Origin of the sequence: Oryzisolibacter sp. LB2S (assembly GCF_040732315.1) — a bacterium.
Classification (GTDB): Bacteria; Pseudomonadota; Gammaproteobacteria; order Burkholderiales; family Burkholderiaceae_C; genus Alicycliphilus; species Alicycliphilus soli.
Genome location: NZ_CP160388.1, coordinates 1,691,569 through 1,708,847 on the forward strand (window position 1 = coordinate 1,691,569; position 17,279 = coordinate 1,708,847).

Below are 17,279 nucleotides of genomic sequence, written 5' to 3' on the forward strand. Positions count from 1 at the left end.
GCGGGCCGCTGCTTTTTTCATAGTCCGGCGGCCGGCCTTGGCGGGCCTGCGGGGCGTTTCCTCTCGTTTCCCATGATCGATCTACGGGGCATCACCCAGATTTACCAGGGCCCGCAGGGCCCGGTCGAGGCCCTGCGCGGCATCGACCTGCACATCACGCCGGGCGAGGTGTTCGGCATCATCGGGCGCTCGGGCGCGGGCAAGAGCTCGCTGGTGCGCGTGATCAACCTGCTCAACCGGCCTTCCGCCGGCCAGGTGCTGGTGGGCGGGCGCGACATGACGCAGCTGTCCGACGCCGAGCTGCGCGCCGCGCGGCGCGAGATCGGCATGGTGTTCCAGCATTTCAACCTGCTGTCCTCGCGCACGGTGTACGGCAACGCCGCGCTGCCGCTGGAGCTCGCGGGCATGGCCGCGGGCGAGATTAAGAAGCGCGTGGACCCGCTGCTGGAGCTCGTGGGCCTGGCGCATCTGGCCGACCGCTACCCGGCGCAGATCTCGGGCGGGCAAAAGCAGCGCGTGGGCATTGCGCGCGCGCTGGCCAGTAGCCCCAAGGTGCTGCTGTCCGACGAGGCCACGAGCGCGCTCGACCCCGAGACCACGCGCTCCATCCTGGACCTGCTGCGCCAGGTCAACCGCGAGCTCGGTGTGACGGTGGTGCTCATCACGCACCAGATGCAGGTCATCAAGCAGATCGCCGACCGCGTGGCGGTGATCGACGCCGGGCGCATCGTGGAGATGGGGCCGGTGATCGAGGTCTTCACGCGGCCGCAACAGGACATCACCAAGAGCCTGATCGACGAGATCGTGCCGCAGGAGCTGCCCGAGGGCGTGCTCGCGCGCGTGCGCAGCCTGGCGGCGCGGCTGCCGGCGGGCGCGAGCGGCCAGCTTTTGCGCCTGTCGTATGCGGGTGAGCATGCCTACGAGCCCATCCTGTCGCACCTGATCCGCGAGCTGGGGCTGGACCTGTCCATCCTGCATGGCCAGATCGACGAGATCCAGGACCAGACCTTCGGCTCGCTGGCCGTCTACGCCAGCGGGCCCATGGCGCGCATAGGCGCGGCCATCGACTATCTGCGCGCCAACGGGGTCGTGGTGCGCACCGTGGAAGTGGGCGCATAGGGAGCGGGCGATGTTTGAGAATTTTTCCGAAATGATGCTGGAGCTGTTCGCCACCTCGCTGTGGGAGACGGTGATCATGGTCGGCGCCTCGGGCATTCTGGGCGCGCTGGTGGGCATACCGCTGGGCGTGTTCCTGCGCCTGACGGACAAGGGCGGCATCCTGCAGAACGGGCCGGTCAACGGCGTGGTGGGCGGCATCGTCAACGCCGTGCGCTCCACGCCCTTCATCATCCTGCTGGTGGCCATCATCCCGTTCACGCGCCTGGTCACGGGCACGTCGATTGGCACCTGGGCCGCCGTGGTGCCGCTCACGCTGGCGGCCGCGCCCTTCATTGCGCGCCTTGTCGAGACGGCGCTGCGCGAGGTGGACGCGGGCCTGGTCGAGGCCGCGCAGTCCATGGGCGCGAGCACCTGGCAGATCGTCTGGAAGGTGCTGCTGCCCGAGGCGCTGCCGGGCATCGTCGCCGGGCTGACCATCAGCTTCGTGAGCCTCACGGGCTACTCGGCCATGGCCGGCGCCGTGGGCGGCGGCGGCCTGGGTGACCTGGGCATTCGCTACGGCTACCAGCGCTTTCTGCCCGACGTGATGCTGGCCGTGGTCCTCATCCTCATCGTCTTCGTGCAGGCGATTCAGAGCCTGGGGGACTGGATCGTGCGGCGCATGTCGCACCGGTGATCGGCCGGGCCTTTAACCGCCGAGCAGGGCGATGACTTCCTCGTCCTCGACCTGATCGAAGCTCCGGTAGTACTGCCCCACGGCCCGAAAGTCCGCGGGGGCCTGCAGGCATTGCACTTCGTCGGCCAGCGGGCGCACGCGGGCCAGCGCCTCGGGCGAGGCGACGGGCACGGCGCAGATCAGCCGCTCGGGCCGGTGCTCGCGCAGGCTGTGCAGGGCGGCGACCATGGTGGCGCCGGTCGCCAGGCCATCGTCCACCACGATGACGATGCGGCCCGCGGGATCGAGCGGCGCGCGCGCGGGCGTGTAGCGCCGGCGGCGCTCGCGCATGAGTGCGAGCTGCCGCGCCTTTTCGGCGGCGACGTAGCGGCCGTCCGCGCCGGCCAGCCTTGCCTGGGGCGACACGTAGGTCCAGCCGCCTTCATCGACCGCGCCGATGGCGAACTCGGGCTGCAGGGGGGCGCCCAGCTTGCGCACCAGCACCACGTCCATCTCGCCCTGCAGGGCTGTGGCAATGTGGTGGGCCATGGGCACGGCGCCGCGCGGAATGGCCAGGACCAGCGGGTTGCGGCCCTGGTAGGACTCAAGCCGCAGCGCCAGTCGGCGGGCCGCGTCCAGGCGGTCGCGAAACACGATGGAGTGGTCTGCTGTGGCCATGGTGGGTGCGCGGAATGTGCGACGCAAAAAATGCCCTGTGGTTGTTTGGATATGTGAAATTACTCGTTCGTCCAAGCCTTTCCGAGGCCTACGATCGCAGGTTTTCCTCACCGCGTCCACGAACAAGGATTCACCATGCTCTCCAAGCGTTCATTGCTTCAGTCCACCCTGGCCCTGGCACTCTTCACGGGGCTTGCCGGCGCCGCGCTCGCGCAGGACAAGACCATCAAGATCGGCGTCACGGCCGGCCCGCACGCGCAGATCATGGAGCAGGTCAAGAAGGTGGCCGAGAAGCAGGGGCTGAAGATCCAGGTGGTGGAGTTCAGCGACTATGTGCAGCCCAACGCCGCCCTGGCCGCGGGTGATCTGGATGCCAACAGCTACCAGCACAAGCCCTACCTGGACGCGCAGATCAAGGACCGCGGCTACCCGTTTGTCGTGGCCGCGAACACGGTCAACTTCCCCATAGGCATCTATTCCAGGAAGATCAAGAAGCTCTCCGATCTGAAGGAGGGCGCGCGCTTTGGCATTCCCAACGACCCGACCAACGGCGGGCGCGTGCTGCTGCTGCTGCAGTCCCTGGGGCTGATCAAGCTCAAGGACGGCGCGGGCCTCAAGGCCACGCCGCTCGATGTGGTGAGCAACCCCAAGAAGCTCAGGTTCATCGAGCTCGACGCCGCGCAGCTGCCGCGCTCGCTCGACGACCTGGATGCCTCGGCCATCAACACCAACTTCGCGATCTCGGCCGGGCTCAACCCCAAGACCGATTCCATCGCCCAGGAAAGCCCGGACGGCCCCTACGTGAACATCCTCGTCGTGCGCGCTGCCGACAAGGACAAGCCCTGGGTGGCGCAGCTCGTGAAGGCCTACCACAGCAAGGAGATTCGCCAGTTCATCGACACCCAGTTCAAGGGCTCGGTGCTCGCGGGCTGGTAGGCTCCGGCACGTTGTTCAGCCCCTTGTCTGACAGCCAGGCCCGAGTGCGCGCCATAGCATGTGACGGTCTGTCCAGAAAGGGGTTTGTATGAGCAGATACCGCATCGCCGTCGTCGTCGGCAGCCTGCGCAAGGATTCGTTCAACCGCAGGCTCGCCACAGCCCTGGCGCGCCTGGGGCCGCCGGAGTTCGAGTTCCATCAGCTGCGCATCGACGACCTGCCGCTGTACAACCAGGACAACGATGGCCACCCGGCCGAGTCGGTGCTCAGGCTCAAGAGCGAGATCGCCGCGTCCCAGGGCGTGCTGTTCGTGACCGCGGAGTACAACCGCTCCATCCCCGGCGTGCTCAAGAACGCCATCGACAACGCCTCGCGCCCCTATGGCCAGAGCGCCTGGGCCGGCAAGCCGGCGGGGGTGATTGGCGCCTCCATCGGCGCCATAGGCACGGCCATGGCGCAGCAGCATCTGCGCAACGTGCTGGCCTACCTGGACATGCCCACGCTGGGCCAGCCCGAGGCCTTCGTCCACGCCAAGGACGGGCTGTTCAATGCGGACGGCAGCATTGGCGACGCCAGCAAGGCCTTTCTGCAGGCCTGGATGGACCGGTATGTCGCCTGGGTCAAGCGCCACAGCGTCTGAGGTTTACTATTGAAAGAATAGCTGTATGCGCTTGCTGGTAGTGCGTTGGAGGCTGTTTTGATGTGAAAAAACGCCCGCCCCGGTCAGGCCGGAGCGGGCGTTGTTCTGTGGGGCCGGCGGGCTCAGGCAGCCTGGCTCATGCGCTCCTGATTGGCCGCGCCGCTCTGGGCGTGGGCCTCGATGGCCTGCGTGGCGGCGGCCAGGGCCTTGGCCTTGGCCTCGGGGCCCATGCTCACGCCCTCGGCGCGCACGAAGCGCACATCGGTCACGCCGAAGAAGCCCAGCACGGTCTGCAGATAGCTCTCCTGGTGCTCCATGGCGCGGCCGGCCTCGCTGGTCGAATACACGCCGCCGCGGCTGGAGGCGATGATCACCGTCTTGCCCTTGGCCAGGCCCTCGGGACCATTGGCGGTGTAGCGGAAGGTGCGGCCCGGCTGGGCGATGCGGTCAATCCAGGCCTTGAGCTGGGTGGGGATGCTGAAGTTGTAGAACGGCGCGCCGATCACCACCACGTCGGCCGCGAGGAACTGGCGCACCAGGCGCTCGGACACGGCGTTCTCGCGCTGCTGGGCCTCGCTCAGCCCCTCGGTCTGGCCGGTGCGCGGGGACATGGCGTCCATGGTGAAGTGGGCCGGGGCGTCCTGCACCAGGTCCAGGTAGTCCACCTGGGTCGCGGGGTGGCTGGCCTTCCAGGCGGCGACGATCTGGGCCGTGAGCTGGCGCGAAACGGACTGGTCGCCGGTGATGGCGGAATCGATGTGCAGCAGTTGCATGAAATCTCCTGTCTTGGCGTAAACCCTGAGTCTGGGCGATGGGGCGATTGTAGTTTTGCAATCAATGCTCGATTAGTCCGCGTGGTTGCGATAAATTGTTCTGAATTTGGAACGACCCAGGGCCATCATGCAAGACCTGAACGACATGCTGTACTTCGCCGAGGTGGCCGAGCGCGGCGGCTTTGCGGCCGCGGGGCGCGCGCTGGGGATTCCGAAGTCGCGCCTGTCGCGGCGCGTGGCCGAGCTGGAGGCGCGCCTGGGCGTGCGCCTGCTGCAGCGCACCACGCGCCAGCTCTCGCTGACCGAGGTGGGCGAGGCCTATCTGCGCCACTGCCAGGCCATGCGCGAGTCGGCCCAGGCCGCGCAGGACGCCGTGGCCCAGGTGCAGTCCGTGCCGCGCGGCACGGTGCGCGTGACCTGCCCGGTGGCGCTGGCGCAGACCGTGCTGGCGCGGCTGATGCCGGTGTTCCTCGCGCGCCACCCGCTGGTGCGGCTCGAGCTGCAGGTGAGCAACCGCGTTGTCAACGTGGTGGAGGAGGGCGTGGACGTGGCCCTGCGTGTGCGCACCACGCTGGACGACAGCGCCAGCATGGTGGTCAAGCGGCTCGACGAGGGGTGCAAGCTGCTCGTGGCCAGCCCCGCGCAACTGGAGCGCCAGGGCACGCCCACCACGCTGCAGGATCTGGCGGCCATGGACACGCTGGCCATGTCGGCCACCGACGGGCGCGCCAGCCTGCTCCTGATAGGCCCCGGCGGGCGCGAGGAGACGGTGCAGTTCACGCCGCGCTACGTGGCCGACGATTTGCTCACGCTCAAGTTCGCCGCGCTTGCCGGCACGGGCCTGTGCTGGCTGCCGGACTACATGTGCCAGCAGGAGCTGCGCCAGGGCAGCCTGGTGCGGCTGTTGCCCCAGTGGTCGCAGCCGCCCGGCATCGTGCACGCGGTGTTTGCCTCGCGCCGCGGACTGTCGCCGGCGGTGCGCAGCTTCCTGGACTTCCTTGGCGAGAACGTGCACCGCGGCGCGCAGCTCGAAGCCGCCGATAGATGAGTTTTCTATAAATTCACAACCATATATTCTTTTGAGTTTTAAACCGTCGTCCTGACAATGCCTCCCATTCACGCATCGTGCTAGAGGCAACAATGACATCGACGACCACTCTCAAGACCCTTTTCGCCGCCCTGGCCCTGGGCGCCAGCGCCCTGGCTTCGGCGCAGTCCAGCTCGCTGCTCAACGTCTCCTATGACGTGGCGCGCGAGTTCTACAAGGACTACAACCAGACCTTCATCGCCCACTACAAGAAGACCAAGGGCGTGGACGTGAAGGTGGACCAGGCCCATGCGGGCTCGAGCGCCCAGGCGCGCGCCGTCAATGACGGCCTGGCCGCCGACGTGGTGACCTTCAACACCACGACCGACGTGCAGTTCCTGGCCGACAACGGCGTGGTGGCCAAGGACTGGGCCAAGAAGTTCCCGCACGACGCATCGCCCACCACCTCGACCATGCTGTTCCTGGTGCGCCATGGCAATCCGAAAAACATCAAGGACTGGGCCGACCTGACGCGCCCTGACGTGAAGGTCATCGTCGTCAACCCCAAGACCGGTGGCAACGGCCGCTACGCCTACCTGGGCGCCTGGGGTTCGGTGCGCGAGAAGGGCGGCACCGACGCGCAGGCCGCGGACTTCGTCGCCAAGCTCTACAAGAACGTGCCGGTGCTGGCCAAGGGCGGCCGCGACGCCACGGCCACCTTCCTGCAGCGCGGCATAGGCGACGTGCTGATCACCTTCGAGTCGGAGGTGGTGTCGGTCGAGCGCGAGTTCGGCAAGGGCAAGGTCGATGCGGTCTACCCCTCGGTGAGCATCACGGCCGAGAACCCCGTGGCCGTGGTCGAGCGCACAGTGGCCAAGAAGGGCACGGCCGAGCTCGCCAAGGCCTATCTGGACTATCTGTACTCGGACGAGGCGCAGGAGATCGCCGCACGCCACGCCATCCGCCCGCGCTCGGAGGCCGTGCTCAAGCGCCATGGCGACCAGTTCAAGCCCATCCAGCAGTTCACCGTGGCCAAGTACTTCGGCTCGCTGACCGAGGCGCAGAAGGTGCACTTCAACGACGGTGGCCAGTTCGACAAGCTGTACGGCAAGTAAGCCGGCTTCCGAGCGGAGTCGATACACCGCTGATTCCCCCGCCCGCCGTCATTCCCGCGCAAGCGGGAATCCAGGCGCCACGCCGGGCCCGCTTCGCCAATCCATCCCCGCAATGGATCCCCGCCTTCGCGGGGATGACGTGGGGCAGGTGACAACAGGCGCACAAGAACCACGGGCCCATGTCCCGCCTTCGCGGGGATGACGCAACGGCGAGGCGCATCGCGCTACCTGAGCCAACCAATCAACACCCGATGAGTGCCAACACAAGCGCCCCCAGGCGCTCCAAGCGCGTGCTGCCCGGCTTCGGCCTGACGCTGGGCTACACGCTGTTCTATCTGAGCCTGATCGTGCTCATCCCGCTGCTGGCCCTGCTGTTCAAGACCTTTTCCATGAGCTGGCCCCAGTTCTGGGAGGCCGTGACGGCGCCGCGCGTGCTCGCGTCCTACCGGCTGACCTTTGGCGCCTCGTTCATCGCCGCCTGCGTGAACCTGGTGTTCGGCCTGCTGATCGCCTGGGTGCTGGTGCGCTATCGCTTCCCCGGCAAGAAGGTGGTGGACGCGCTCGTGGACCTGCCGTTCGCCCTGCCCACGGCCGTGGCCGGCATCTCGCTCACGGCGCTGCTGGCGGGCAATGGCTGGGTGGGCCAGTACTTCGAGCCCCTGGGCATACAGCTCGCGTTCAACCCCAACGGCGTGGTGATCGCGTTGATCTTCATCGGCCTGCCCTTCGTGGTGCGCACGGTGCAGCCCGTGCTCGAGGACAGCGAGAAGGAGCTCGAGGAGGCCGCGACCAGCCTGGGCGCGACGCGCTGGCAGATCTTTCGCCACGTGATCCTGCCCGGCATCATGCCGGCGCTGCTCACGGGCTTTGCCATGGCGTTTGCGCGCGCCATCGGCGAATACGGATCGGTGATCTTCATCGCCGGCAACATGCCCATGGTGTCGGAGATCACGCCGCTCATCATCATCGGCAAGCTCGAGCAGTACGACTACGCGGGCGCCACCGCCGTGGCCGTGGTGATGCTGTTCTTCTCCTTTGTCATGCTGCTGGTCATCAACGCGCTGCAGGCCTGGCAACGGCGCCATGCGGGGATGCCGGCATGAGTGGCGCCGCAACATCACGCACCGCGCCGCGCGCTCGCGCGGGCACGACCGAGGCGCCCTGGGTGCGCTGGCTGCTCACGGCCATTGCGCTCGGCTTTCTGCTGCTGTTCCTGGTGCTGCCGCTGGCGGCCGTGTTCACCGAGGCGCTGCGCAAGGGGGTGGACGCGTATCTGGCCGGGCTGAACGAGCCCGACGCCTGGTCCGCCATTCGCCTCACGCTGCTCACCGCCGCGATCTCCGTGCCGCTCAACCTGGTGTTCGGCGTGGCGGCGGCCTGGTGCATCGCCAAGTACGAATTCCGCGGCAAGGCGTTTTTGATCACGCTGATCGACCTGCCGTTCTCCATCTCGCCCGTGGTCGCGGGCCTGATGTATGTGCTGGTGTTCGGCGCCAACGGCTGGTTCGGCCCCTGGCTTGCCGCGCACGACATCAAGATCATCTTCGCCGTGCCGGGCATTGTGCTGGCCACCGTGTTCGTGACCTTTCCGTTCGTCGCGCGCGAGCTGATTCCGCTGATGCAGGCCCAAGGCAACGACGAGGAGCAGGCCGCCGTGGTGCTGGGCGCGAGCGGCTGGCAGACCTTCTGGCATGTGACGCTGCCCAACATCAAATGGGGCCTGCTCTACGGCGTGATCCTGTGCAACGCGCGCGCCATGGGCGAGTTCGGCGCGGTGTCCGTGGTCTCGGGCCATATCCGCGGCCAGACCAACACCATTCCGCTGCATGTGGAGATTCTCTACAACGAGTACCAGTCGGTCGCGGCGTTTGCCGCCGCCTCGCTGCTGGCGCTGCTGGCGCTGGTCACGCTGGTCATCAAGACCTTTGCCGAATGGCAGAACGAGCAGCAGGCCAGGGCCGCGGCCAGCCTGCCGCCCGAGCGGCCGGTCGCCACAGAATAGTAGTGATATTTGGCTCCAGGCCGTATGTGCAAAGCGCAGCAAGCTATTGATTTATGAGTATCGAAATCCGCAACGTAAGCAAGCAGTTCGGCAGCTTCCAGGCCCTGCGCGACGTGAGTCTGGACATCCAGTCGGGCGAGCTGATCGCGCTGCTCGGCCCCTCGGGCTGCGGCAAGACCACGCTCTTGCGCATCATCGCGGGGCTGGAAACACCCGACACGGGCAGCATCCACTTCAGCGGCTCGGACCAGACCGATGTGCATGTGCGCGAGCGCGGCGTGGGCTTTGTGTTCCAGCATTACGCGCTGTTTCGCCACATGACGGTGTTTGACAACGTGGCCTTCGGCCTGCGCATGAAGCCGCGCCGAGAGCGTCCTGCGGAAGCAGTGATCCGCGACAAGGTCATGAAGTTGCTGAAGCTCGTGCAGCTCGACTGGATCGCCGACCGCTACCCCGCCCAGCTCTCGGGCGGCCAGCGCCAGCGCATCGCCCTGGCGCGCGCGCTGGCCGTCGAGCCCAAGGTGCTGCTGCTCGACGAGCCGTTCGGCGCGCTCGACGCCAAGGTGAGAAAAGAGCTGCGCCGCTGGCTGCGCCGCCTGCACGACGAGCTGCATGTGACCAGCATCTTCGTCACGCACGACCAGGAGGAGGCGCTGGAGGTGGCGGACCGCGTGGTCGTCATCAACCAGGGCCGCATCGAGCAGCAGGGCACGCCCCAGCAGGTCTGGGACAACCCGGCCAGCCCCTTCGTCTACGGCTTTCTCGGCGACGTGAACCTGTTCAAGGGCCGCGCCAACGACGGCCGCATCCACCTCGACGAGGGCATGCAGCTCGACAGCCCCGAGGCGCGCCACGCCGACGGCGCCCAGGCCTTCGCCTACGTGCGCCCGCACGACCTCGACGTGGAGCGCTACGGCGGCCCGGGCCAGGCGCTCGACGCGCACGGGCGCCCGCGCGGCATCGTGGTGCAGCTCACGCGCGCCATCGTCGTCGGGCCCATCGCGCGGCTGGAACTTATTCCCGAGGCCAGCACCCAAGGTTCGCTGTCGGCGGACAATGCGTCCTCCGACACCTTGATCGAGGCGCAGATCCCCGCGCAGCAGTTCCACGACATGGGGCTGCGCGAGGGCGAGATGCTGGTGGTCACGCCCCGGCGCGCCAAGGTGTTTCTCGACGAAGCCGCCGGCATCTGACCGCAGCCATGGGGGCGCGGCAGGGGAGGGCCGGCACCATGGACAAAGGAAGAATCTTGCTCAACTGGATAACCGAGGCCCCGCGCCGCACCTTGGCGCTGATCAGCGCCGCCTGCGTGGCCATGCTGGCCTTTGGCATGTACCTGCAGCATGTGGTGGGGCTCGATCCCTGCCCGATGTGCATCGTGCAGCGTTATGCTCTCATTGGTGTAGCTGTTCTCGCAGGACTGGCAAGCGCCAGAGGCCAAAAAGGCTGGTGGATGAGCTTCGGCGTGCTGGCGCTGCTGATGGCGGGCTTCGGCGCCTTCACGGCCGCGCGCCAGAGCTGGCTGCAGTGGTTTCCGCCCGAGGTCGCGACCTGCGGGCGCGACTTCTACGGAATGATCGAAAACTATCCGATCAGCCGCGCCATTCCCATGATCTTCCGCGGCTCGGGCGACTGCACGGCGGTGGACTGGACCTTCCTCGGCGGCTCCATCGCCAATTGGTCCTTCGTCTGGTTCGTGGCGTTCGCCGTGCTGCTGCTGGTGCTGCTCGTGCGTGGCGCCGTCAAGGCACAGGAAACGCCAGCGGCGCCGCTCCAGGTCTCCAGGCCTCGTACTTGAGCATCACGCGCGCGAACAGCGGCGACTGCTGCCAGCGCGCCAGCCAGTCGCGCAGCCGCGGCCAGGGCGCGGCCTGCCATGGCGCATCGTCCACGCCCGCAAACTGGCGCACGAAGGGCGCCACCGCCATGTCGGCCAGGGCCGCGCGCGTGCCGAACAGGTAGCCATCCGGTCGTGCGGCCAGGCGCTCCTCGAGCGTCTGCAGCCAGGCATGGGCCGCGTCCCTTTCCCTTGCCGGGTCGGCGTCGGGGTAGCGGTTGGGGTATTTGCAGCGATCGAGCGCGCGCTTGAACGGGCCGTCGCATTGGGCGATCAGCGCGAGCATGGCGGCCAGATCCCCATCGTCCGGCCGCAGCCAACTCTCGGGGTCATGGGCAGACAGGGCCCAGAGCATGATGTCCAGGCTCTGCTCCAGCACCCGGCCCGGCAGCACCAGCACGGGCACCGTGCCCTTGGGCGATGCCTGCAGCAGCGCCGCGGGCTTGTCGCGCAGCACCACCTCGCGCAGCTCGCAGCGCTGGCCGCTCACCGCCAGCGCCAGGCGCGCGCGCATGGCGTAGGGGCAACGGCGAAACGAGTAGAGCACGGGCAGGGCGGACATGGGCCCGAGTATGCCGCCCGCGCCGCCTCAGGGCCTTGCGGGCGCGGCCCGCGGGCCCAGCCTGCGGCGCAGGCGGCGCCAGCCGATCACCACCGCCGTCAGGCTCAGGGCCGCGCCGCCCAGGCTCAGCGCGATCATCACGCCGTCCCACAGCGGGCGGCGCGAGAGCAGCGGCAGCCAGTCCCAGCTGTGCAGCATGCCGAACAGCCAGCGCGAGAGGCGGCGGTGGCCGTCGATGCGGCCGAGCACGGCGCCCGTGTGCGGGTCCACATGCACCCAGCTGGCCTCGGCGTCGGCGAAGACCACGCGCAGCACGGGCAGGGGCTTGTCTGCGCCGCCGCTCATGGTGTGGGCCGCGCGGCTGTAGTAGTGGCTGTCGTAGGCGTGCAGCGTCTCCATGCGCGCCACCGGGTCGGGCAACAGTCTGCGCGCGGCCGCCTCCAGCTCACCGCTCTGCCAGTGATGGGCGCGGGCCGTGGCCGCGTCGAGCAGCATGGGGGCATGGCCCGGCGCCAGCGCCTGCACGAGGGTGTGGCCCGCGGTGCGCGTCCAGCGCAGTTCGCGCACATCGGCGGGCGCGGCGGCGAGCAGGGCCTGCGCGGTCGCGGGCCGCTCGGGCAGGGTCAGCGGCCCGCCGTGCATGGATTCGAGCCGCAGCGGCGCGGCACCGCTGTCGAAGATGCGCCAGGGGTTCATCGACATCAGGCCGCTGAAGATCCAGGTGAGCGTGATGGCCGCAAACACCAGCCCGGTGGCGTGGTGCCAGCGCATCATCGCGCCCGGGTAGGGCGTGCGTCTGCCGCTCTTGTAGCGGCCCGCAAAGCGCCAGCGCAGCACGCCGACCACGGCGCCCAGGAGCGTGACCGCGATGCCGAGGATGGACAGCCCGTTGACGATGTCCGCCCAGTAGGCGTCAAACACATTGCCGCGCAAGGGGTAGAGCCAGTGGATCCAGGCGCCCGCGTAGTTCCACAGGCGCTCGCTGCGCGTGGCGTCGCGCACCACCTCGCCGGTCCTGCCCGAGACATAGACCACCGTGTCCTGGGCGTCGCCAAGCCGCACGCGGTGCAGGGGCCGGTGGGCGTCCAGCGCGCGCGAATGCGTGAAGGCGTCCTCGTCCAGCTGGCCCTCGTAGCGCGTGGCGACGTCGGGCCCGGCATAGGCCGCGGCGCTGGCCAGGGCCTGCGCCTCGCCCACGCGGGCGAGCACGGCACCGGTTTCGGCATCGATCACGACGGCCCTCGGCTGACGCATGCGGCGGCTCTTGCCCTGCGCGGCCGGGTCAGTCTGTGCGGGCGTGGCCAGGTACACGGGGCGGCCCGCGCCGGCCACGGCCAGGCGCAGATCCTGCAGCGGCCCCTGCAGGCGCGCCGCGGCCAGCGCCTGGGCGGGTTCGAGCACCACCGGGGCGGCGCGCAGGGCGGGCAGGTGTTCCAGCCGCTCGGCCGGCGTGAGCTTGGGGTAGCCCACGTACATCATCACCATGCCCGAGACGAACCACATGGCGAAGAAGGCGCACAGCAGCACGCCCAGCCAGCGGTGGATCAGAAACAACCAGCGTTTGACATGTGCCATGGCGGCCTCCGGCTCAGAACGCAACGTGCAGCGTCACGTCGGCCGTGCGCGGCGCGCCCAGATAGGCCTGGCTGCCGAGGTTGGCGGCGTACAGCCGGTCGGTGGCGTTGCGCAGCCGCCCGGTGAGCGTGCTGCTGCGGCTGAGCTGCCAGGCCAGGCCCAGGTCCAGCAGCGTGTAGGCCGATTGCCACTGCGTGTTGGCCGCATCGGCATACAGCCTGCCCACATGGCGCAGGCCGGCGCTGGCTTGGAGCGCGGGCGTGATGGCGTAGCCGAGCCAGAGATTGGCCACGGTGGCCGGTGTGTTGGTGGGCCGCTTGCCCGCCAGCGACACGCCGCCCTGCATGAAGTTCTCGTAGCGCGCGCGCACATGCGTGAGGTTGGCCTGCAGCTGCCAGCGCGGCGACGGGCGCAGGCCCAGCGACAGCTCGGCGCCCTTGGACGACTGCTCGCCCACGAGCAGCGTGACGCCCGGCCGGTTCGGGTCCTGCGTGGCGATGTTGCGCCGGCTGATCTGGTAGAGCGCCAGCGTCGCCGTGCCCTTGCCGCCCCAGAAGTCGAGCTTGCTGCCCACCTCGGCCTGGCGGCCGCGGGTGAGCTCGCTGTTGTTCATCACGTCGGCGAAAGAGGCCGTGGACAGGATGCCCGATGGGGGATCGGCGGCCGTGGAGTACTGCGCATAGAGATTGGCGCCGGGCGCGATGTCCCAGACCACGCCGATGCGGCCCGTGGTGGGCCGGTAGCCGCGGCTGTAGCTCGCGGGCATGGTGGCCGTGACGGTGCGGCGGTTGGTCAGGTCGAGGTCGATGCGCTCGTGGCGCAGGGCGGTGATCAGGTTGAGCAGGGGCGCGACGGCCGTGCGGTTCTCCACGTACAGCGCGGCGGTCGTGACCTTGTTGGTGCGGTCGGCCCTGAAGCCCGGCGCCATGCCGGGGATGTCGAAGAAATGCTCGGTCGTGAAGCGGTAGGGATCGACCGTGCTCACCGTGCCCGCCAGGCTGTTGGGAAAGCGCGTCTGCCGGTTCACGCTCACGTCCAGGCCAAAGGCCCAGTCGCTCCTGCGGCCCGCGAGACTGCCCTGGTGGCTGGCCTCGATGCGGTCGCCCAGCACCTGGTGGTCGTGGCGCTGCAGCAAGGCCGCCGAGCGCATGACCTGGGTGTTGGCGGCGTTGAAGCGGTAGGTCTCGACGTTGCGGTAGTCGCGCAGCGCATCGTAGGCGTAGAAGGTGTTGCGCAGCTGCAGCGTGCCAGAGGCGCGCCACTGCGTGACCGAGCGCAGCCACTGCACGCGCTGGGCGTACAGGCCGTCGGCGCTGTTGTAGTTGGCAAAGCGCGTGCGTGGGTCTGTGCGCAGCTCGCCGGCCGCGGGGGTGAGCAGGGGCGTGCCCCAGTAGGGGCGGTCGACATGCTCGTTCTGGTACTCGTAGGCCAGGGTGTGGGTGAGGCCGCCGCCCAGGTCGGACAGCAGCGAGGCGGCGAGCTGCGTGGCGCGCGTGTGCATGCCCTCGACCCAGTTGCCGGCATCGCGGTGGTTCAGGTCCAGGCGTGCGAAATGCTGCGCGCCGGCGGCCTGCGTGCCGCCGGAGATGCGGCGGTTCAGCCCCAGCGAGACCTCCTTGAGGCCATGCCGGCCCAGGCGCAGCTGGCCTTCGCTGAAGTCGTGGCGCTCGGCCAGCTTGGTGATGTAGTTGATGGAGCCGCCCACGGCGCCCGAGCCGAACAGAAAGCTCGACGGACCGCCGATGGCCTCGACCCGGTCGTAGATCCAGCTGTCCACGGGGCGCGCGGCGATCGCATACTGCACGTTGATGCCGTTGAACATCTGGCCTATGGAGCCGCTGCCAAAGCCCCGGTAGCTCACGCCTATGCTGCCGGGTGCGTTGTGCGCGGTCACGCCGGGGATGGCGCGCAGGATTTCCTGCGTGTCCTGGGCGCCGCGCGCCTCTATGGTGCTGCGGTCCACGACGGTGACGGAGGCGGGTGTCTCGCGCGCCGTCAGCCCCAGGCGGCTGCCGGTCTCTATCGGGGTGTCGAGCGGCAGCCGGCCGTTGGGGGCGGGCGCGCTATCCACGACCTCCATGGTTTGCAGGGTTGCGGCCTCGGTGCCCTGGCCCTGGGCCGCGGTGCCCAGGAGTGCGAGCGCCAGGGCCGCGAGCAGGCGGGTGCAGAGCGGCGACGGGCGAAGCGATGGGGCGTGCGCGCGCAGGGCGGCCACGCCGGTGGTGGTGTTGTGATGGCTCATGAAAACTCTCTCTGACGGATGACGCGGGGCATGCCATGCCGCGGCGAGCGCTTGCCGTGGGTTGGCGCGCATGGGCATGCGGGCGCGCCGCGGCGCATGGGGCGCGGCGGGCGGGCCGGACGGGCGGGAGTCAGGAGAGCGTGGGCGGTCCGCGCGCCGGCAGCGGCGCGGCCGTGGCGGCCGCGATGCGTGCGGCCTCGATGGGCCGCAGCGCGTGGGCCAGCGGCGGGGGGGTGATCAGGTCGGCGGTGTAGACCGCCGGTGGCGCGCCTGCGGGGGAGCACAGCGGGCAGTCCATGCCGGAGCTGCCCATTTTTTCCACGCTGCCGTCATCGCTCTGCATGAGCAGCAGGATGGCGCCGGTGCCCGAGCAGATGAGGTGCATGGTCTGCGGCTGCACCATGGGCGCGGCGCTGGACACGCCCAGCGACGCCATGAACCAGGCCAGCACCCACAGGCGCAGGGAGGCAAGGGCTCTGGGCATCGTCATGTTGGCGATCATATGCGCGCGCAGGTGCAGGCCGATTGACCTGTCGGCGTTGTGGGCCGAATGGATCAGAGCTTCTTGACCAGCACCTGGCTCTTGCGGTCCCAGTTGTACTTGCGCTTGCGTGCCTCGGGCAGCCAGTCGGGCGCCACGGGCGAGAAGCCGCGCTTGATGAACCAGTGCATGGTGCGCGTGGTCAGCACGAAGATGCTCGACAGGCCGAGCATGCGCGCGCGCTGCTCTATGCGCTTGAGCAGCTTCTCGCCGTCGCCCGTGCCCTGGCTGTTGGGCGAGACGGTGACGGCAGCCATCTCGGCGGTGTCGGCCTCGGGGTAGGGGTAGAGCGCGGCGCAGCCGAAGATCACGCCGTCGTGTTCGATCACGGTGTAGGCGGCGATGTCGCGCTCGATCTCCGTGCGGTCGCGCTTGACCAGGGTGCCGTCGCGCTCGAAGGGCTCGATGAGCTGGATGATGCCGCCCACGTCGTCGGCCGTGGCCTCGCGCAGCTCCTCGAGCTTTTCGTCGACGATCATGGAGCCTATGCCGTCGTGCACGTAGATCTCCAGCAGCAGCGAGCCATCGACGGCGAACGGGATGATGTGGCTGCGCTCCACGCCATGCTCGCAGGCGCGCACGCAGTGCTGCAGGTAGAAGGCCGGGTCCGTGGGGCTTTGCGCGGCCGGCAGCTCGGCGAGCAGCTGGCGCGCCTGGGCCAGGGGCAGCTCGGTGTCAACGGGGTTGTCGTCGCTCTCGGGCTCCTGCGGGCGCATGCGTATGCCCGGCACTTCCGAGAGGAACAGCAGCTTGTCGGCCTTGAGCTCGCAGGCCACGCGCGTGGCCACTTCCTCCATGGCCAGGTTGAAGGCCTCGCCCGTGGGCGAGAAGCCGAACGGCGAGATCAGCACCAGCGCCTCCGATTCGAGCGAGCGGCGTATGCCCGCCACGTCCACCTTGCGCACCAGGCCCGTGTGCTGGAAGTTCACGCCGTCGACGATGCCCACGGGCCGCGCCGTGAGGAAATTGCCCGAGATCACGCGCACGCGCGCGCCGGCCATGGGCGTGTTGGGCAGGCCCTGGCTGAAGGCGGCCTCGATCTCGTAGCGCAGCTGGCCCGCGGCCTCCTGCGCGCAGTCGAGCGCCACCGGATCGGTGATGCGCATGCCGTGCGAATACTGGGCCGCATGCCCCTTGGCCGCGAGCTGGTCGTTGACCTGCGGCCGAAAGCCGTGCACCAGCACGATCTTCACGCCCATGGCCTGGATCATGGCCAGGTCCTGCACGATGCTCTGCAGCTTGCCAGCGGCAATGGCCTCGCCCGTCAGGCCCACGACGAAGGTCTGGTGCCGGAACTTGTGGATGTACGGCGCCACCGAACGGAACCAGGGGACAAAGGTGAAGTTGAAGACCGTGGACATGGCTGTGCGGGCTGTGCGGCGCGGGCAGGAGGGATGAAAAAACGCCTGCGGCTCCATGCCACCCGGGAAGGCCGTCGGTGGCAGTGGCGCCTGCAAGCGCAGCGCGCAGTGTAGCGGCTGCGGGCGCGGCGTGCGCGCCACGGATGAGGCGCCGCGTCGCACTTTCAAATCGATAGCTGGAGGCGCTTGTTATATATGGATATTCGAATCAAATTC

At 68.7% G+C, this 17,279-nt stretch carries 17 protein-coding genes; 10 read left to right on the top strand and 7 right to left on the bottom strand.

Annotated elements, in window-relative coordinates; all coding sequences use genetic code 11:
- The first annotated feature begins 72 nt into the window (after positions 1–72).
- Together ABUE11_RS08005 and ABUE11_RS08010 are read left to right on the top strand one after the other, a co-directional pair.
- The gene (locus tag ABUE11_RS08005; RefSeq protein WP_367068520.1) at positions 73–1,119 is read left to right on the top strand and encodes a methionine ABC transporter ATP-binding protein; all 1,047 of its coding nucleotides are present in this window, start codon (positions 73–75) and stop codon (positions 1,117–1,119) included.
- A 10-nt stretch (positions 1,120–1,129) separates the two neighbouring features.
- Positions 1,130–1,795 carry a methionine ABC transporter permease gene (locus tag ABUE11_RS08010; RefSeq protein WP_367068521.1) on the top strand — a complete coding sequence of 222 codons (666 nt, stop codon included), beginning with the start codon at positions 1,130–1,132 and terminating at the stop codon, positions 1,793–1,795.
- A gap of 12 nt (positions 1,796–1,807) precedes the next feature.
- Here ABUE11_RS08010 and ABUE11_RS08015 read toward each other — a convergent pair whose 3' ends face one another.
- Entirely contained in the window at positions 1,808–2,452 is a 645-nt protein-coding gene (locus tag ABUE11_RS08015) for a phosphoribosyltransferase family protein (RefSeq protein WP_367068522.1), read from the bottom strand.
- A gap of 135 nt (positions 2,453–2,587) precedes the next feature.
- Between ABUE11_RS08015 and ABUE11_RS08020 the strand changes: the two genes are divergently transcribed.
- Both ABUE11_RS08020 and ABUE11_RS08025 read left to right on the top strand, forming a co-directional pair.
- Entirely contained in the window at positions 2,588–3,388 is an 801-nt protein-coding gene (locus ABUE11_RS08020; protein WP_367068523.1) for a MetQ/NlpA family ABC transporter substrate-binding protein, read from the top strand.
- Between the two features lie 88 nt (positions 3,389–3,476).
- The gene (locus ABUE11_RS08025; RefSeq protein WP_367068524.1) at positions 3,477–4,028 is read left to right on the top strand and encodes an NAD(P)H-dependent oxidoreductase; all 552 of its coding nucleotides are present in this window, start codon (positions 3,477–3,479) and stop codon (positions 4,026–4,028) included.
- Between the two features lie 122 nt (positions 4,029–4,150).
- Here ABUE11_RS08025 and ABUE11_RS08030 read toward each other — a convergent pair whose 3' ends face one another.
- The gene (locus tag ABUE11_RS08030) at positions 4,151–4,801 is read right to left on the bottom strand and encodes an FMN-dependent NADH-azoreductase (RefSeq protein ID WP_367068525.1); all 651 of its coding nucleotides are present in this window, start codon (positions 4,799–4,801) and stop codon (positions 4,151–4,153) included.
- A gap of 127 nt (positions 4,802–4,928) precedes the next feature.
- Between ABUE11_RS08030 and ABUE11_RS08035 the strand changes: the two genes are divergently transcribed.
- The 6 genes from ABUE11_RS08035 (at position 4,929) to ABUE11_RS08060 (ending at position 10,743) form a co-directional block, all read left to right on the top strand.
- Positions 4,929–5,849, top strand: a complete 921-nt coding sequence (locus ABUE11_RS08035; protein WP_367068526.1) for a LysR family transcriptional regulator — start codon at positions 4,929–4,931, stop codon at positions 5,847–5,849.
- A gap of 92 nt (positions 5,850–5,941) precedes the next feature.
- Positions 5,942–6,943, top strand: coding sequence for a sulfate ABC transporter substrate-binding protein (locus ABUE11_RS08040; RefSeq protein WP_367068527.1), 1,002 nt, complete (start codon positions 5,942–5,944; stop codon positions 6,941–6,943).
- A 251-nt stretch (positions 6,944–7,194) separates the two neighbouring features.
- Positions 7,195–8,046: a sulfate ABC transporter permease subunit CysT gene (gene cysT / locus ABUE11_RS08045; RefSeq protein ID WP_367068528.1), complete on the top strand. Its 852-nt coding sequence runs from the start codon at positions 7,195–7,197 to the stop codon at positions 8,044–8,046.
- Complete coding sequence (gene cysW, locus ABUE11_RS08050) at positions 8,043–8,945, top strand: sulfate ABC transporter permease subunit CysW (RefSeq protein ID WP_367068529.1); 903 nt, start codon at positions 8,043–8,045, stop codon at positions 8,943–8,945. Before cysT ends, cysW begins: the two co-directional genes overlap by 4 nt.
- A gap of 53 nt (positions 8,946–8,998) precedes the next feature.
- Entirely contained in the window at positions 8,999–10,138 is a 1,140-nt protein-coding gene (locus ABUE11_RS08055) for a sulfate ABC transporter ATP-binding protein (RefSeq protein ID WP_367068530.1), read from the top strand.
- Positions 10,139–10,191: 53 nt separating this feature from the next.
- Positions 10,192–10,743, top strand: a complete 552-nt coding sequence (locus ABUE11_RS08060) for a disulfide bond formation protein B (protein ID WP_367068781.1) — start codon at positions 10,192–10,194, stop codon at positions 10,741–10,743.
- Here ABUE11_RS08060 and ABUE11_RS08065 read toward each other — a convergent pair.
- The 5 genes from ABUE11_RS08065 to argA form a co-directional block, all read right to left on the bottom strand.
- On the bottom strand, positions 10,688–11,344 hold the full coding sequence (locus tag ABUE11_RS08065; RefSeq protein ID WP_367068531.1) for a glutathione S-transferase: 657 nt from the start codon (positions 11,342–11,344) through the stop codon (positions 10,688–10,690). The two genes, ABUE11_RS08060 and ABUE11_RS08065, sit on opposite strands and share 56 nt — an antisense overlap.
- A gap of 27 nt (positions 11,345–11,371) precedes the next feature.
- Positions 11,372–12,919: a PepSY domain-containing protein gene (locus ABUE11_RS08070; protein ID WP_367068532.1), complete on the bottom strand. Its 1,548-nt coding sequence runs from the start codon at positions 12,917–12,919 to the stop codon at positions 11,372–11,374.
- Between the two features lie 13 nt (positions 12,920–12,932).
- A complete protein-coding gene (locus ABUE11_RS08075; RefSeq protein WP_367068782.1) occupies positions 12,933–14,999 on the bottom strand; it encodes a TonB-dependent receptor in 2,067 nt (688 codons plus the stop codon).
- A gap of 292 nt (positions 15,000–15,291) precedes the next feature.
- Positions 15,292–15,651 (bottom strand): DUF2946 family protein, encoded by a 360-nt coding sequence (locus tag ABUE11_RS08080; protein ID WP_367068533.1) that lies wholly within the window; start codon positions 15,649–15,651, stop codon positions 15,292–15,294.
- A 65-nt stretch (positions 15,652–15,716) separates the two neighbouring features.
- A complete protein-coding gene (argA, locus tag ABUE11_RS08085) occupies positions 15,717–17,063 on the bottom strand; it encodes an amino-acid N-acetyltransferase (protein ID WP_367068534.1) in 1,347 nt (448 codons plus the stop codon).
- Between the last annotated feature and the right edge of the window lie 216 nt (positions 17,064–17,279).

What these genes read in the sequence shown, in the direction of transcription:
- ABUE11_RS08005 (WP_367068520.1), top strand. Translation starts at nt 73, where the DNA reads ATGATCGATCTACGGGGCATCACCCAGATTTACCAGGGCCCGCAGGGC.
- ABUE11_RS08010 (WP_367068521.1), top strand. Translation starts at nt 1,130, where the DNA reads ATGTTTGAGAATTTTTCCGAAATGATGCTGGAGCTGTTCGCCACCTCG.
- ABUE11_RS08015 (WP_367068522.1), bottom strand. Translation starts at nt 2,452, where the DNA reads ATGGCCACAGCAGACCACTCCATCGTGTTTCGCGACCGCCTGGACGCG.
- ABUE11_RS08020 (WP_367068523.1), top strand. Translation starts at nt 2,588, where the DNA reads ATGCTCTCCAAGCGTTCATTGCTTCAGTCCACCCTGGCCCTGGCACTC.
- ABUE11_RS08025 (WP_367068524.1), top strand. Translation starts at nt 3,477, where the DNA reads ATGAGCAGATACCGCATCGCCGTCGTCGTCGGCAGCCTGCGCAAGGAT.
- ABUE11_RS08030 (WP_367068525.1), bottom strand. Translation starts at nt 4,801, where the DNA reads ATGCAACTGCTGCACATCGATTCCGCCATCACCGGCGACCAGTCCGTT.
- ABUE11_RS08035 (WP_367068526.1), top strand. Translation starts at nt 4,929, where the DNA reads ATGCAAGACCTGAACGACATGCTGTACTTCGCCGAGGTGGCCGAGCGC.
- ABUE11_RS08040 (WP_367068527.1), top strand. Translation starts at nt 5,942, where the DNA reads ATGACATCGACGACCACTCTCAAGACCCTTTTCGCCGCCCTGGCCCTG.
- cysT (WP_367068528.1), top strand. Translation starts at nt 7,195, where the DNA reads ATGAGTGCCAACACAAGCGCCCCCAGGCGCTCCAAGCGCGTGCTGCCC.
- cysW (WP_367068529.1), top strand. Translation starts at nt 8,043, where the DNA reads ATGAGTGGCGCCGCAACATCACGCACCGCGCCGCGCGCTCGCGCGGGC.
- ABUE11_RS08055 (WP_367068530.1), top strand. Translation starts at nt 8,999, where the DNA reads ATGAGTATCGAAATCCGCAACGTAAGCAAGCAGTTCGGCAGCTTCCAG.
- ABUE11_RS08065 (WP_367068531.1), bottom strand. Translation starts at nt 11,344, where the DNA reads ATGTCCGCCCTGCCCGTGCTCTACTCGTTTCGCCGTTGCCCCTACGCC.
- ABUE11_RS08070 (WP_367068532.1), bottom strand. Translation starts at nt 12,919, where the DNA reads ATGGCACATGTCAAACGCTGGTTGTTTCTGATCCACCGCTGGCTGGGC.
- ABUE11_RS08075 (WP_367068782.1), bottom strand. Translation starts at nt 14,999, where the DNA reads ATGGAGGTCGTGGATAGCGCGCCCGCCCCCAACGGCCGGCTGCCGCTC.
- ABUE11_RS08080 (WP_367068533.1), bottom strand. Translation starts at nt 15,651, where the DNA reads ATGACGATGCCCAGAGCCCTTGCCTCCCTGCGCCTGTGGGTGCTGGCC.
- argA (WP_367068534.1), bottom strand. Translation starts at nt 17,063, where the DNA reads ATGTCCACGGTCTTCAACTTCACCTTTGTCCCCTGGTTCCGTTCGGTG.